Raw genomic sequence first — 14,534 nt, 5'->3', positions numbered from 1 at the left:
GCGATGCGGTTGAATTCCTGTTAAAAGATGAATGTAGTTATGGAGAAAAGGCGGCCCGTTCCGCGGAGGATCGGGCCGCCCGAAGTCAAACTAGCGACGCAGGCCGAGGCGCTCGATGAGCGCACGGTAGCGGGCAATGTCAGTCTTCTTGAGGTAGCCCAGCATGCGCTTGCGCCGACCCACCATGGCCAGCAGACCGCGCTGGGTGTGGAAGTCGTGCTTGTGCTCCTTCATGTGCTCAGTCAGATCCTTGATCCGCTGAGTCAGGACTGCAATCTGGACCTCCGGCGAACCGGTGTCGCCCTTGGACGTTGCGTATGCCTCGATGATGGACTGCTTAACAGCGGCTTCAAGTGCCACGTGAACTCCTAGAGTTGTGCCGTGTGTCCCGATTCAGCGCCTCGCTGCCGGGTTGTTTGTGCCAAAGACCGCACACAGAACAGGTCCAGCCGCCACGGACTGCAGCCGGATCCATCCCCCAGTTTACCGGCAGCCCGGCGATGTTGTCGAAAGCTGCCGTGTGACCCTCCTCAAAGACCGGCTCGGGTCACTGACCGATCTCGGTGCGGACGGCGAACAGTTCCGGGACGAAGGTCAGTTCAAGGGCCTTCCGAAAGAAGGAAACGCTGCTGGAACCTCCGATTCCGGTCCGGAGTTCATCCAGGACCAGCTTCAGGTAGGGGCCGTAGCTCATGCGTGAGCGGAAATCCTTGACGATACCGTCGCCAAGTGGCCTGATATTTCCTCAACGCTCACTTTACGCCGCTACTTATTCAACAAGAGATCGTGGGCCTGGATGACGTCCAGGCCCATCTGGTCGACAAGTGCCTCGGGTCCGCGGTAGGCCACCATGCCTCGGAGCCGCGCAGTAAATTCCACGACCACGGTCTGGCCGTATAGGTTGAAATCCTCCACGGCCTCTTCCGGACGGTCGATCACGTGGGCTTCCACTTGTCGGCTCACGCCGTCGAACGTGGGGTTGGAGCCCACGGAAATCGCGGCGGGCCACCGGGTTCCGGACTCGTCAACAAGCCAGCCCGCGTAAATTCCATCCGCGGGAACATAGCCCGTTGCGCTATGGTCGAGGTTCGCCGTGGGAAAGCCAAGGGCGCGTCCGCGCGCGGCCCCATGGACCACTTCACCCCGCATTCGGTGCGGGCGTCCGAGGATGACGGCTGCGGTCTCGACGTCGCCTTCCGCGAGGGCCTCGCGCACCCAGGTGGAAGAACAGCGGCGGGGGGTGCCGCCGTCGTCGTGCACTGGAAAATCCTCCGCACCAAACTCATTGATGACCTGAACGCCGAATCCCAGCTTCTTCCCGAGCGCCTGCATCGTGCCGACGTCACCGGAGTTGCCTACGCCGAAACGGAGATCGTGGCCCACCACGACGTGCGCCGCGTGAAGCCCGTCCAGCAGAACGGTCCCGACGAATTCCTCGGGGGTCATGCCGGCAAGTGCAAGGTTGTACTTCATGACGAGGACAGCGTCCAAGCCAGCGGCGGCCAAGGCATCGAGCTTGTCCTGCAACCCCATGATGAGCTCGGGCGCGGAGTCGGGTTGGTGGACTTGGGCGGGGTGCGGATCGAAAGTCACGACGACGGACCGGTCACCGTGCTGCCCTGCCGTGCGCAACAGCTGCGCCAGCACCTGCTGGTGTCCGCGATGGACGCCGTCAAAATTCCCGATGGTGACGACGCAGGGACCGAAATCCTCGGGGACTTCGGTGGGATCGTTCCAAATGTGCACCATCAACCTCGCCTTTTTGCTGCTGGTAATCGCTACGCTCTGGCGGCCTGTTCCGGCGCCGGAATTCTCTAAGGTTACCTGTTCTCCAGGGCTCTCATGCCCGGGAGCCGAGGCCCGCCCTTCCTACTCCGTCAGCCGTGCCGGGCGTCGGCGGTAGAGCCAAAGCAGGCCGAGAACCGGCAGAATCAACGGGACAAAGCCATATCCGCGGCCGAAGACGGACCACACGGTGTCGTGCGGGAACGCCACGGGATCGAAAAGGCTGATGGCACCAACCACGATCACTCCGATCAGCTCCACGAGGACAGCGGCCAACGAAACTTTGAACCAGGTGCGGCCCGGTTTCGCGAGTGAGACGGTCGCCACGATGTACACCACGGCTGCGAAGGCCGAGAGGATGTGGGCCAAGGGTGCGTCCGAGAACTTGGTCAGGATCTGGTAGCCGGCACGGGCCGTGGCCGAGATCGCAAAAACCCCGTAGACCGCAATCAGCAGCCTCCCCGGACCGGTATTGCGGGTGTCCCGGTTCTTCTTCCGGGTGGTTTCAACAGTCACTTCGTGTGCTTCTTCCAATGTCAGTACCAGATCTGGTTCATGCGGGCCGCCATGACCAACGCGGTGACGCCCACGGCGCCCATGACGAAATTACTCCAACGGGTCCGTTCCAGGATGGACCAGTAAACGGCAACCACGGGAAGCATGAGGGCCGTGATGATGTAGCCCCAGAACTCCCATGCCTCCCCCGCGATCTTTTCACCCATCGCGACGCGGATGATCGATCCCACGAGATAGACCAGCAGGACGAGTTCGACAGCGGCGACGGACAGGATGGTGACGTCATTCGGGGCCTTCTTCATGATGCCGGCCACGACGCAGGTGATGCTCGACAGCAGGCCGACGATCAGGACTGCGTAAAAGTATCCGTCCATGGCTACTGCGCCCGCTTTTCGTTGTCGGGGGCGAATACGAGGACGGGCTTGGCGAAACTTCCCGCATCGGCCAGCAACGCCACCAGCTCCCCTGCCGGTGAGAACGCGGCAGCCGGGTTCTCGGCGGTGGCTGCCTCCGCCGTGCCGGTAGCGGGCCCCGCGGCGATCCTGCGGCCAAAGGAGATCTCGGTGGTTTCCGCGTCGCTCAGCTCCCGATTGGGCATGAGCGCCCGGGCCGCGGCGGACATGTCGAGGACTTCCAGTTCCTCGGCAAGCTGTTCTAGGGTCCTGGCCTGTTCAAGGGAGTATGGCCCCACCCGGGTGCGGCGCAGCGCCGTGAGATGGCCGCCGACGCCGAGCGCCTCGCCCAGGTCGCGCGCCAGGGCGCGGATGTAGGTGCCGGAGGAGCACTCAACCGTGACGTCGACGTCAACGACCCTGCCGCCGTCGACCCCGCGGATGGCGTGGATCTCGAACCGGTGGATCGTCACCGGGCGGGCGGCGAGTTTGACTTCTTCCCCCGAGCGAACGCGGGCATAAGACCGTTCGCCGTTGACTTTGATGGCGCTGACGCTGCTGGGAACCTGTTGGATCTCGCCGCTGAGCTGCGCGACGCCGGCGCGAATGGCTTCATCCGTGACTGCGCTGGCATTGCGGCGCTCCGTGATCTCGCCTTCGGCATCGTCGGTGATGGTGGATTCGCCGAGCCGGATGGTGGCGGAGTAGGTCTTGGAGGTGCCAACGATGTACGTCAATAGCCGCGTGGCTTTGTTGATGCCGAGCACGAGCACCCCTGTGGCCATGGGGTCCAGGGTCCCTGCATGGCCCACTTTCCGGGTACCGGCGAGGCGCCGCATCCGACCAACCACATCGTGGCTGGTCCATCCTTGCGGCTTATCAACGATTACCAGTCCAGAAAGCACGCCTCCCAGTATATCCACGCGGGGGCATGTTTCCTGCGGCCGACGGCTCCCCTGGACGGATGGGCGCCACGGCTAAGATGGCTCCCATGCCTGAGCTTGCCGCACACATCCGCGAAGTGCCCGTGAACCAGATCCGGGAGATCACCGAGGCCGCTTGGGGGACTCCCGGGGCGATCATCCTCAGTATCGGCGAACCCGGCTTTGCGCTGCCCCGGCACATTCTGGAAGCGGGGATCGCCTGCTTGGACAGGGACGAGACGAACTACACTCCCAACGCCGGAATCCCGGCCTTGCGGGAAGCATTTGCCGAGCGCTTCCGGGCCCACAACAAGGTGGACATCGGCGCAGAGCGCGTGTACGTCGTCGACGGGGCCCAGCAGGGGTTGCACTTCGCCATGAGCCTGCTCCTCTCCCCTGGCGACGAGATCCTGATCCCCAACCCGGGCTACCCCACTTTTGCGATGACCAGCCACTTGCTTCACGCCGTCCCTGTACAGTATCCGCTCTATCCCGAGCACGAGTTCCAGCCCCGTATCGAGGACATTGAGGTCCTGGTCACTCCGCGCACCAAGGTGTTGGTCCTGAATTCGCCGTCCAATCCCCTGGGCGCGGTGATCGGCGAGGAAGCCACGCGCCAGCTCGTGGAACTGGCGGTCAAGCATGATCTGTGGATCATTTCGGATGAATGCTACGAAGCCTTCACCTTCGATGTTCCGCACACGAGTCCTGCCCGTTTCGACAGCACTGTTCCCGGGGAAGCCCGGGTCTTCACGTCCCTGACCCTGTCCAAGACCTACGGACTCACGGGCCTGCGGATCGGGGCCCTCATTTGTCCGCCGGGCCTGGAGCGGAAGATGAACAATGTCATGGAGGCAATAGTTTCCTGTGTGGCCTCGCCTTCCCAGTACGCCGCCGTCGCAGCCCTGACGGGCCCGCAGGACTATGTGGACACGGCACGGAAGCACTACCGCTCCAATCGTGACGCAGCATCAGCGGTGCTGGCAAAGAAGGGCATTCCCTTCCTGGGAGCCCAGGGGGCCTTCTATTTATGGGCGGACGTCTCGCATGTTAGCGGCGGCGACGTCCGCGCCTGGGTGCGCCGCTTCCTCGCGGAATCCGGAGTGGCTGTCGCACCGGGTACCGCGTTCGGTTCCATCGGCGAGGGCTGGATCAGAATTGCGCTATGCGGGGATCACCAGCAGCTGCTCGACGGCGTCGGGCGGCTTCCCGAGCGTGCTTGAGGCTGCGGGCTTGGCCCGCCGCGGCCCGGTTCAGTAAGCTGTCCGATTCTTGTTTTCCCGCCACGCGTCGAAGGGAGCTTCCGACGCCGCAACTTTGGTGTGCTGAATAGGCAGCAGTTCAGGCCGGGTGCCGTCGAAATATTCGTAGAACACGGCGTCGTCGAAACCGGCAGCCGCAGCGCCGCGCCGGTCCGCGGCAAAGTAGACGCGGCTTATTCGTCCCCACAAAGCTGCTGAGAGGCACAAAGGGCATGGTTCGCAGCTCGCGTACAGCACCGACCCGCTGAGATCGAAGCTTTTCAGTTCCAACGCCGCCCGCCGGATCGCGACCACTTCGGCGTGGGCCGTGGGGTCGTTGTCGCGGGTCACCCGGTTGACGCCGTCATGGAGCCGCCCATCCGGCGTGACCACGACTGCACCGAACGGACCGCCGCCGTCGGCCACGTTTTGCACCGCGAGCCGCACGGCGTGTTCAAGGTAAGCTTCAGGACTTTGAGCTGGATCGGGCGCCACCATGCTCCGATCTTAGCGACGACATGCCACTTTGAGGCCGGTTTCATCATTAAACGGGGAAGACCGGATCAGGCAGTCTGCAGACTTGCGGATCCAGTCTTTCCCAGGATTAGGCGGCTTATTTGCCGCCGTCTTCGTCGATGTCTTCATCGGCGCGGAGGTCGATGTCTTCTTCGTCAAAATCGTCTTCGTCGATGTCCGCATCCTGCGTGCCATCGCTCTTGTAGGGATCTGCATCGCCTGCGTGCTTGGCGCCGGCGGCCAGGGCGGCCACCTCGGCGTCGCGCTCCTTGGCCGTGCGCAACAACGCCTCAAGGTTCGACGCATTGACCGGAATGAGGTCCGCGACGAACTCCAAGGTAGGAGTCAGGCGCACAGTGATATTGCGGCCCACCTCTTGGCGGAGGACCCCTTTCGCCTTCTCCAAAGCCCTGGCGGCATCCGCCTGGGCAATCTCGTCACCGAAGACGGTGTAGTACACGGTGGCGTGCTGAAGATCGTTGGTGACGCGGGCATCGGTAATAGTGATGCCCTCAACCCGGGGATCCTTGATCCGCCGGCCTAGTGCTTCAGCAACAACAACCTTAATCCGCTGCGCCAACTTGGCAGCGCGTGCCGGATCAGCCATTTCAACTCCTAAAATTTTGCGTACGACGGCGCGTTGGCGGCTTACGTACTTAAGTTCTGTATGCGCGACGCGCCCAAGGCAAGTCGCCGACGGACCCGCGTTGGGTTTTTTCGGCGGCCAGGGAGTGGCATCGGGCCTGTCGGAGCCGGGCGGTTTGAGATCGCAGATCGAAAACCGTCCGGCGAAGGGGCGGGGCCGCCGGAAAAATCCAACGGCCCCGCACCTTTCAGCCGGGCGCCCCCTACAACTCGGAGGCTCCCCGCTAGAACACCTTAGACGCGCGGCTTTTCGCGCATCTCGAAGGTCTCGATGATGTCACCTTCGTTGATGTCGTTGTACGAGCCAAGACCGATACCACACTCGAAGTCCGTGCGGACCTCGGTGGCGTCGTCCTTGAAGCGCTTGAGCGTCTCAACGGTGAGGTTGTCGCCGATGATCTTGCCATCGCGGCTGACGCGTGCCTTCGTGTTTCGGCGGATGATGCCGGAGCGGACGATGGAACCGGCGATGTTTCCGAACTTGGAAGAACGGAAGACTTCGCGGACCTCGGCGGTACCGAGCTGGACTTCCTCGTACTCCGGCTTGAGCATGCCCTTGAGGGCCAGCTCGATGTCATCGATTGCCGAGTAGATGACGGAGTAGAAGCGCATGTCCACGCCTTCACGATCGGCCAGGTCGGCCACGCGCTCGGCGGGCTTGACGTTGAAGCCGATGATGATGGCGTTGTCCACCGTGGCGAGGTTGACGTCGTTCTGCGTGATGGCACCCACACCGCGGTGGATGACGCGCAACTGAACGTCGGTGCCGACGTCGATCTTGAGCAGGGCGTCTTCGAGGGCTTCGACGGCACCGGAAACGTCACCCTTGAGGATGAGGTTGAGGGTGTCGATCTTGCCGTCGGCCACTGCCTTGTCGAAGTCCTCGAGGCTGATGCGCTTGCGGCGCTTGGCCAGTGCCGCGTTGCGATCGGCTGCTTCACGCTTTTCAGCGATCTGGCGGGCCGTACGCTCATCGGAGGTCACCAGGAAGGTGTCACCGGCGCGCGGCACGTTGGACAGGCCCAGGACCTGGACCGGACGTGACGGAAGCGCGATGTCGAGGGCGTTGCCGTCTTCATCGAACATGGCACGGACGCGGCCGTGGGCTGTACCGGCCACGATCGTGTCACCGACGGCCAAGGTACCGGACTGGACCAGGACGGTCGCCACGGCTCCGCGGCCCTTGTCAAGGTTCGCTTCGATGGCGATGCCTCGAGCGTCCTTGTCCGGGTTGGCGCGCAGGTCCAGGGCGGCATCTGCGGTCAGCAGGACGGCGTCGATCAGTTCGTCGATGTTGATGTTCTGGCGGGCAGAAACCTCAACGAACATGGTGTCTCCACCGTATTCTTCGGGAACCAGGCCGTACTCGGTGAGCTGGCCCTTGACCTTGTCCGGGTTCGCGCCGTCCTTGTCGATCTTGTTGACCGCGACGACGATCGGCACGTTGGCCGCCTGTGCGTGGTTGAGTGCTTCCACCGTCTGCGGCATGACGCCGTCGTCGGCTGCGACAACCAGGATGGCGATGTCGGTGACCTTGGCACCACGGGCACGCATGGCGGTGAACGCCTCGTGACCGGGAGTGTCAATGAAGGTGATGTCGCGCGGAGTGCCTTCGTGGATGTGGCTGATCTGGTAGGCGCCGATGTGCTGCGTGATGCCGCCGTGTTCGCCGGCAACCACGTTGGTCTTCCGAATCGCGTCGAGCAGCCGGGTCTTACCGTGGTCAACGTGACCCATGACGGTGACAACCGGGGGACGCGCTTCGAGGACGTCGTCGCCTTCGGCTTCCAGTTCGGCATCGAGGTCGATGTCGAAGGAGTCGAGGAGCTCGCGCTCTTCGTCTTCCGGAGAGACAACCTGGACCTTGTAGCCGAGTTCGGCGCCGAGCAGGCCGAAGGTGTCTTCGTCCAGAGACTGGGTAGCCGTTGCCATTTCACCAAGGTGGAAGAGCACGGTCACCAGCGCTGCGGGGTTCGCCTCGATCTTGTCGGCGAAGTCCGTGATGGACGATCCACGACGGAGCCGGACCACGGTGTTGCCGTCGCCGCGGGGTACGGATACGCCGCCCAGCGACGGAGCACTCATCTGCTCCAGTTCCTGACGCTTTGCACGCTTCGACTTGCGCTGCTTGCCGCGTCCTGCGCCACCCTTGCCGAAAGCACCCTGGGTGCCGCCGCGTCCACGGCCGCCCTTGCCGAAGCCACCGCCGGCGGGAGCTCCGCCGCCGGTGCCTGCGCCAGGAGCGCCACCCGGACGGCCGGGGCCGCCGCCGCCGGGACGGCCTGCGCCACCCGGGCGGCCTGCGCCACCGGGAGCGGGACGCTCGGTGCGGTTGGGCATCATACCCGGGCTGGGACGGTTGCCTGCGGGACCACCTGCGGGCCGCGGAGCGCCCGGGCGGGGGGCACCGGGGCGGGGTGCACCCGGACGCGGTCCACCGGAACCGGCTGCGGGACGGGGACCGCCTGCACCGGCTGCGGGACGCGGACCGCCTGCACCGGCCGCGGGACGCGGACCGCCGGGACGTTCGCCGTCAGTGCGGCCACCGCTGCGGGGCATGCCCTGCGAGGTCGCAAAGGGGTTGTTGCCCGGGCGGGGAGGACGCTCGCCGTCGCCACGGCCGCGGGGCATGCCCTGCGAGGTCGCGAACGGGTTGTTGCCCGGACGGGGGCCGCCGGCGCGCGGAGCCTGGCTGCCCGGACGTGCGGGGGCAGGGGCTTCGGCCTTGGGGGCCGGACGGGCGCCCGGCTTGGCGGAAAAAGGACTTGCCGTTGCTGCCGGAGCCACAGGCGCTGCCGGGGCGGGGGCCTCAGCCTTGGGGGCGGGGGCCGGAGCCTTGGGTGCTGCTGGTGCAGCAGGGGCGACGGCGCGGGGTGCTGCCGGGGCAGCAGCGCGGGGTGCTGCCGGGGCGGCAGCGCGGGGTGCTGCCGGGGCAGCCGCCTTTGCGGCGCCGGCACCCGGGTAGGCGTCGCGAAGCTTCTTCACGACGGGGGCCTCAATTGTTGAAGAGGCGGAGCGAACGAATTCGCCCAATTCCTGCAGTTTTGTCACTGCATCTTTGGAAGTAATACCGAGCTCTTTAGCGAGCTCATGTACGCGGACCTTGGCCACATTTCTCCTGTCTCGGTCCGCACCGAGCCAGGCACGAACCGTCTACTTCTTACTGCGGGCCCCCGCCACGAATGCAGCGGAAAGACCCTGTGCAAAGCGCAACAAAGTTGTCATCGTTGCGCACTCATCGCTGGGAACTCATCGGGTTTCCATCAGTTTTCTAACCCGCTTTCAGATTTGGACGGTTTTCCTGCTTCCACGTGGTGGGTGTCGGCAGGGGGTATGACTGTCGCCAAGTAACGTTCGACGGCGGTGGCTTCGCTTGCGCCCGCGAGGGCCCTTGCGAAAGCACGCCGTTTGCTTGCCAGCGTCAGGCATGAGCTGCTGGGGTGCAGCCACGCACCCCGGCCAGCCATCCGGCGTCGTTCATCCACCAGGACGACGGGTGACCCGTCGCCTTCGGCGACAAGCCGGATCAACTCGCTCCGCTTGCCTTGTTTCCGGCATCCGATACAGGTGCGCACAGGCTGGGGCCTGGTCTGAAGCAGTTCAGTCACTGGGTGTATCAACCTGCCTCAGTGCCTTTACCTGTCTCTACGATTCTGCTTTCATTGGCGGCCGCCCTTGACTCGTGGAGATTGTTGCCTCTACAAATCACGAGCACGCCAAAGCGCACGGATACCGGACATAGGCCCGGTTCCATCCATTCTAAGCCCCAGGAGGCCCGGCCACCGAATCCGCATGATATGGGGATCCGGGGCGGGGCTATCCGGGGCTATGTCGCGCTGGAAGGATCTAGTTGCCCTTGGCTGGAGTGGCGTCGGAGACGATGTCGATACGCCAACCGGTCAGCTTGGCCGCAAGGCGGGCGTTCTGGCCTTCTTTGCCGATAGCAAGGGACAGTTGATAGTCGGGAACAACCACCCGGGCAGAGCGGGTGGCCTCATCGGTGATAGTGACGGAATTCACGCGAGACGGGGAAAGCGAGTTGGCGATGAAGGTCGCTGGATCCTCGCTGAAATCGACAATGTCGATTTTCTCGTCGTTGAGTTCGGTCATGACGGCGCGCACGCGCGAGCCCATCTCGCCAATGCAAGCGCCCTTGGCGTTGATCCCGGGAGTATTGGCTTTGACGGCCATTTTGGTCCGGTGCCCGGCCTCACGTGCCAGCGCCACGATCTCGACCGAGCGGTCCGCGATCTCCGGAACCTCCAGTTCGAAGAGCTTCCGGACGAGGCCTGGATGCGAACGCGACAAGGTAATGGACGGCCCTTTGGTCCCGCGGTGGACGTCCACTACAAAGGCGCGCAGGCGATTGCCGTGTGTGTACTTCTCCCCCGGCACCTGCTCAGGAGGCGGTAGCAGGGCTTCCACGGACCCAAGATTCACCTGGATCATGTGGGGGTTGTTGCCCTGTTGGATCAATCCCGCAACGAGTTCGCCCTCACGGCCCTTGAATTCGCCGAGGACGTTGTCATCCTCAACGTCGCGCAAGCGCTGCAGGATGATCTGCCGCGCAGTGCTCGCCGCAATGCGGCCGAACCCGGCAGGGGTGTCCTCGAACTCGCCGATGGCTTCGCCGTCGTCGTCGATTTCCGTCGCCCAAATTGTCACGTGTCCGCTCTTGCGGTCAAGCTCCGCACGGGCCTTCTCGAAAGCGCCCGGCGTCTTGTGGTAAGCCACCAGGAGCGCCTGCTCGATGGTGGGGATCAGGAGGTCCAGCGGGATTTCACGCTCACGCTCCAGGAGTCTCAGCGCACTCATGTCAATATCCATTAGGCCTCCTCGGAAGGTCCGTTGTACTCGTCTTCCAGCACGGCCTCTTGGAGGTGGCTGAACTCTATCTCGACTTTTCCTTGGCGGATCCTGTCGAAAGGAATCTTCACGGGGTCGCCCTGCTTGGGCTTCATCCCCTTCTTGACCTCTTGCTCGGGAACCAGAGTGACGCCGTCGTCGTCGACCGACTGGATCCGGCCCGTCAGGTTCTCGCCCTGGATGACGTTGACCTTGACCATGCGTCCGCGGGCCCGGTGCCAGTGCCGCGGCTCCGTCAGGGGCCGGCCGACGCCGGGCGAAGAGACCTCGAGATCGTACGGACGGCCGTCGGTGCGGGGATCGTTGTCCAGGATGTCCGAGAGCGCCCGGGAGATCTCGGCGATGACGTCCAGGCTGACGCCGCCGGTCTCCTCCTGGGGCAGGTCGATGACCACGTGGACTACCCGGTGCGAACCTGCAACCTGGATGGCAACATCCTCAAGGTAGAGCCGGCTTGCCAGGACGGCAGGCTCCAGAAGGGCCCTTAGCCTGCTCTCCTCGGGGCTGCGGACCTCGCGTTGTGCTGGATGGCTCAGATCCGTTCCAGCCTGGTCTGTTGAAGTCGTGGCTTCCGAATGACTCATTTGGCCAGCCGCCTCCCGATAGATGATGTTGTGACTACTAGCTTAACGATAATTACGGCGGCGTGGTGCACGGGGTGGCTTGAGAAGCGACGCAAGTTGTGACTGAGCGTGACACCATGGTCTGTTGTGAACCACAAGACTGCCGAGAAACCACGAAGCCATGGCTGGATGAGAGCCCTCCTGGTGGCTTTGCTTGTAGTTCTCGTGGTGGGAGTGGGCACGGTACTTGTCCCGCGGGACGCGGGAAAACCGCAAGCGGTGCCGTTTTCTGACACTGCCCGCGCGGATGCCCTCTCTGCGAGCGAAACGCTTTTGGGTAGCGCATTGCTCCTGGAGGGCACGACGTCGGGCGGCGCCACAGCCGGGGAAACTTCCGCTGGCAACGACGTCGCGGACACTGTGATGTTGCTGACAAGTCAGGCGGAAGCGCTCCTGCCGCCTTCGAGCCCCTCGACATCGAGTGCCCCCTCCGCGGCTTCCCCGAGCCCCGCCTCCAAGCAAGACCGCCCCACAACACGGGCCGCTCTCGTCTCCTCGCTCTCCTCCAGTGCCTTCAGGCGATTGGCGGACGCCGCGAACGCCGACGGCGGCCTGGCACGGCTGCTTGCCGCCGTCGGGACCTCTCAACTGCTTGAGTCATCAAGGCTCGCCACGGCCTGGGGCCTGCCGGTACCGGCAACTACGGTCGAGACGACCACCGCCCCGACGGCGCCGACGAGTTGCCCCGCATTGCCTGGAGCGTCAGCCACGGCTGCCCCTCCTGATTCCACGCGAGCCGACCTCGCCGGAGCCCTTGCCGCCGTCGTCAGCTCCGAACAGGAAGCGATCTATGCGTACCAGGTGGCCCTCACGAAGCTGGATACGAAGGAATCCGCAACCGCCGCCACCTGGCTGGACCGCCACCAGGAGCTGCTCCGGGGAGCGGAAGCTCAAGGTCGCCTGCACTGTATTGCCACGCCTCCGCGGGAAGCTGGCTACCGCCTGCCTGATAGTTTCGCCGCCAAACCCGGAGCAGCACTGGGAAGCATGGAGGCCAGCTCGCTGACTGCCTATGCCGATCTGGTGGCGCTATCAGAGGGCCAGACCCGCCAGTGGGCTATCAATGGTCTCGTCGATGCCGCCAAACGCAGCCAAGCCTGGGGAACGCCGGTTGGCCCCTTCCCCGGACTTTTGATCGACAAGGCCTCCTTGCCGTCGCTCGCGTCCCCCACACGTTCTCCATAGGAAAGCCTTTCTTTGCTAGCGGCGGCCGTTCCCGAGTGATTGGGTTGTACCATGGCTTCCATTGAAACTGCAGCACTGCATGAGAACGAACCACACGCCAATGACCTGGCCCACCGGCTCAATTGGCTTCGAGCCGGCGTCCTAGGCGCCAATGACGGCATTGTTTCCGTTGCCGCCATCGTGGTCGGCGTTGCCGGAGCCACCACGAACTCAGGCGCTGTCCTCGCTGCCGGCGCGGCCGGACTCGTAGGTGGCGCCGTGTCCATGGCATTGGGCGAATACGTATCCGTCAGCAGCCAAAGCGACAGCCAGAAGGCACTCATCGAGAAAGAGCGCCGCGAGCTGGCCGAGCAGCCCGAAGAGGAACTGGCCGAACTCACCGCGATCTACGAATCCAAAGGTCTGCGGCCTGAAACCGCACGGAAAGTGGCCGTGGAATTGACGGAGCACGACGCTTTGGCCGCCCACCTTTCAGCTGAATTGAACATCAACGAAGACGACATCGTCAGCCCGTGGCATGCCGCCTTCGCCTCGGCCGTTGCGTTCATTCTGGGTGCTGTGCTGCCCTTGCTCGCGATCTTGCTTCCGCCCCCCGGTCTGCGCGTGCCGCTCACCTTCATTTCCGTGCTGCTCGCGCTGGCAATCACCGGCGCCCTTGGGGCATGGATCGGCGGTAGCTCGAAGGTCCGCGCGTCCGTACGCGTTGTCATCGGCGGGGCCCTCGCCCTCGCCGCAACATTCATCATCGGTAGCCTCCTGGGCTCCAGCGGAGTTGTCTGAACCACTCAAGGAGCGCCTTGGGTAGTCTGACGGTGATGACTACTTTCGTTTCCATCCCTGGCGACCTCCAGGCACGCTACTCCCGCACCGCGGAGGGACGCGCGTGGCTCTCGGCGCTGCCCGGGCTGATCAACAGCAGGTTCGAGCGTTGGCATCTGTCCCTGGACCTGGAACCAGGGGCGCAACCATGGAGTGGCCATGGCGCGATCGTCATCCCGGTTCTCTACAACGGCGCCCGTTCGGTCCTCAAGATAGCGTTCCCGCACCCGGAAGCCCTCGTCGAGCGGCACGCGCTGGCCCTCTGGGGCGGTACCGGTGCCGTGCGGATGTTCGACGCCGATGCCGCCTCCTGCGCGATGGTGCTGGAGCGGCTCGACGCCGTCAGTTGCTTGCATAGCGCGCCCTTGGACGAGGCCCGCGACGTCTGGGGAACGCTCGTGAGGGAACTCAGCATCGAGCCGGACGAGCGCCCGGAATGGCAAGACTTTGAGCACATAGCGGCCCAGGCCGAGCGGTGGAGCGACGAGTTGCCCGCGGAGTGGGATCGCCTCGGTCAGCCCTTCCCCCGGTGGCTCCTGGAAGCCGCCTTGGAGGTATGCCAGACCCGCGGCGCTGTTGGACGCCGCGCGGGCAAGGACGTCCTCGTGCATTGTGATCTGCACTTCATGAATATCCTCCCGCATCTCAACGGCGCCGAGCCGATCGGAGAACGCAGCTACGTCGCTATCGATCCGCAGCCGATGATCGGGGAGGCCGAGTTCGCCGTGGCCCCGATCTTGTGGAACCGCATCCGCGATCTCTCCACGACGGCACCGGAACTTGCACTCCTTGAACGCTGCTCGGATTTCAGCAGCGCAGCTGGCCTGGACGGCGAGGCAGCCCGCGAATGGGGCCTGGTCCGGGAGGTCGAAAACGCCCTGTGGTATGCAGGAAGACCACGGCATGAAGGCGATCTGGCCCGCTCCATGTGGGTGGCCAGCACTCTCGCAGGAAGGCCCTTGGACGGCCTGCCCGCCGCACACGAGTTGCCGGAACCGGGCCGGATCAGCTCCAACTAGGAGC

At 64.3% G+C, this 14,534-nt stretch carries 15 protein-coding genes and 1 pseudogene; 4 read left to right on the top strand and 12 right to left on the bottom strand.

Annotated elements, in window-relative coordinates:
- Window positions 1-90 precede the first annotated feature (90 nt).
- From rpsO to truB, 6 genes and pseudogenes are all read right to left on the bottom strand, one after another.
- Window positions 91-360, bottom strand: a complete 270-nt coding sequence (gene rpsO, locus A3M3_RS0112390; protein ID WP_028266602.1) for a 30S ribosomal protein S15 — start codon at window positions 358-360, stop codon at window positions 91-93.
- A 187-nt stretch (window positions 361-547) separates the two neighbouring features.
- Window positions 548-655: pseudogene (locus tag A3M3_RS28075) on the bottom strand (tryptophan 2,3-dioxygenase); the annotation flags it as partial.
- Between the two features lie 110 nt (window positions 656-765).
- Window positions 766-1,749: a bifunctional riboflavin kinase/FAD synthetase gene (locus A3M3_RS0112380; RefSeq protein ID WP_028266601.1), complete on the bottom strand. Its 984-nt coding sequence runs from the start codon at window positions 1,747-1,749 to the stop codon at window positions 766-768.
- Between the two features lie 120 nt (window positions 1,750-1,869).
- Complete coding sequence (locus A3M3_RS0112375; protein WP_028266600.1) at window positions 1,870-2,319, bottom strand: membrane protein; 450 nt, start codon at window positions 2,317-2,319, stop codon at window positions 1,870-1,872.
- A 2-nt stretch (window positions 2,320-2,321) separates the two neighbouring features.
- Complete coding sequence (locus tag A3M3_RS0112370; protein WP_028266599.1) at window positions 2,322-2,675, bottom strand: hypothetical protein; 354 nt, start codon at window positions 2,673-2,675, stop codon at window positions 2,322-2,324.
- A gap of 2 nt (window positions 2,676-2,677) precedes the next feature.
- Window positions 2,678-3,598 carry a tRNA pseudouridine(55) synthase TruB gene (gene truB, locus A3M3_RS0112365; protein WP_028266598.1) on the bottom strand — a complete coding sequence of 307 codons (921 nt, stop codon included), beginning with the start codon at window positions 3,596-3,598 and terminating at the stop codon, window positions 2,678-2,680.
- Window positions 3,599-3,684: 86 nt separating this feature from the next.
- On the opposite strand from truB, the gene A3M3_RS0112360 reads away from it, so the two are divergent.
- Window positions 3,685-4,839, top strand: coding sequence for a pyridoxal phosphate-dependent aminotransferase (locus tag A3M3_RS0112360; protein ID WP_028266597.1), 1,155 nt, complete (start codon window positions 3,685-3,687; stop codon window positions 4,837-4,839).
- A gap of 30 nt (window positions 4,840-4,869) precedes the next feature.
- Here the strand turns inward: A3M3_RS0112360 and A3M3_RS0112355 are convergent, their stop codons facing one another.
- The 6 genes from A3M3_RS0112355 to rimP form a co-directional block, all read right to left on the bottom strand.
- Window positions 4,870-5,355 carry a nucleoside deaminase gene (locus A3M3_RS0112355; protein WP_035741706.1) on the bottom strand — a complete coding sequence of 162 codons (486 nt, stop codon included), beginning with the start codon at window positions 5,353-5,355 and terminating at the stop codon, window positions 4,870-4,872.
- Window positions 5,356-5,470: 115 nt separating this feature from the next.
- The gene (gene rbfA, locus A3M3_RS0112350) at window positions 5,471-5,980 is read right to left on the bottom strand and encodes a 30S ribosome-binding factor RbfA (RefSeq protein WP_028266595.1); all 510 of its coding nucleotides are present in this window, start codon (window positions 5,978-5,980) and stop codon (window positions 5,471-5,473) included.
- A gap of 272 nt (window positions 5,981-6,252) precedes the next feature.
- Entirely contained in the window at window positions 6,253-9,129 is a 2,877-nt protein-coding gene (infB, locus tag A3M3_RS0112345; RefSeq protein ID WP_028266594.1) for a translation initiation factor IF-2, read from the bottom strand.
- Window positions 9,130-9,281: 152 nt separating this feature from the next.
- Window positions 9,282-9,593, bottom strand: a complete 312-nt coding sequence (locus tag A3M3_RS24910; protein ID WP_231497335.1) for a YlxR family protein — start codon at window positions 9,591-9,593, stop codon at window positions 9,282-9,284.
- Window positions 9,594-9,864: 271 nt separating this feature from the next.
- Window positions 9,865-10,845: a transcription termination factor NusA gene (gene nusA, locus A3M3_RS0112335; RefSeq protein ID WP_028266593.1), complete on the bottom strand. Its 981-nt coding sequence runs from the start codon at window positions 10,843-10,845 to the stop codon at window positions 9,865-9,867.
- Window positions 10,845-11,468 (bottom strand): ribosome maturation factor RimP, encoded by a 624-nt coding sequence (gene rimP / locus A3M3_RS0112330; protein ID WP_028266592.1) that lies wholly within the window; start codon window positions 11,466-11,468, stop codon window positions 10,845-10,847. Before rimP ends, nusA begins: the two co-directional genes overlap by 1 nt.
- A 126-nt stretch (window positions 11,469-11,594) precedes the next feature.
- On the opposite strand from rimP, the gene A3M3_RS0112325 reads away from it, so the two are divergent.
- The 3 genes from A3M3_RS0112325 to A3M3_RS0112315 are packed head-to-tail and all read left to right on the top strand — an operon-like array spanning window position 11,595 to window position 14,530.
- On the top strand, window positions 11,595-12,692 hold the full coding sequence (locus A3M3_RS0112325; protein ID WP_155854370.1) for a DUF4439 domain-containing protein: 1,098 nt from the start codon (window positions 11,595-11,597) through the stop codon (window positions 12,690-12,692).
- Between the two features lie 51 nt (window positions 12,693-12,743).
- Window positions 12,744-13,472: a VIT1/CCC1 transporter family protein gene (locus A3M3_RS0112320; protein WP_028266590.1), complete on the top strand. Its 729-nt coding sequence runs from the start codon at window positions 12,744-12,746 to the stop codon at window positions 13,470-13,472.
- A 35-nt stretch (window positions 13,473-13,507) separates the two neighbouring features.
- The gene (locus A3M3_RS0112315) at window positions 13,508-14,530 is read left to right on the top strand and encodes an aminoglycoside phosphotransferase family protein (protein WP_035741699.1); all 1,023 of its coding nucleotides are present in this window, start codon (window positions 13,508-13,510) and stop codon (window positions 14,528-14,530) included.
- Window positions 14,531-14,534 lie beyond the last annotated feature (4 nt).

The sequence above is a fragment of the Arthrobacter sp. MA-N2 genome (genome assembly GCF_000517125.1).
GTDB classification, from domain to species: domain Bacteria; phylum Actinomycetota; class Actinomycetes; order Actinomycetales; family Micrococcaceae; genus Arthrobacter; species Arthrobacter methylotrophus.
The sequence above is the reverse complement of the archived record's forward strand: the minus strand, read 5'-3'. Positions and strand labels throughout refer to the sequence as shown.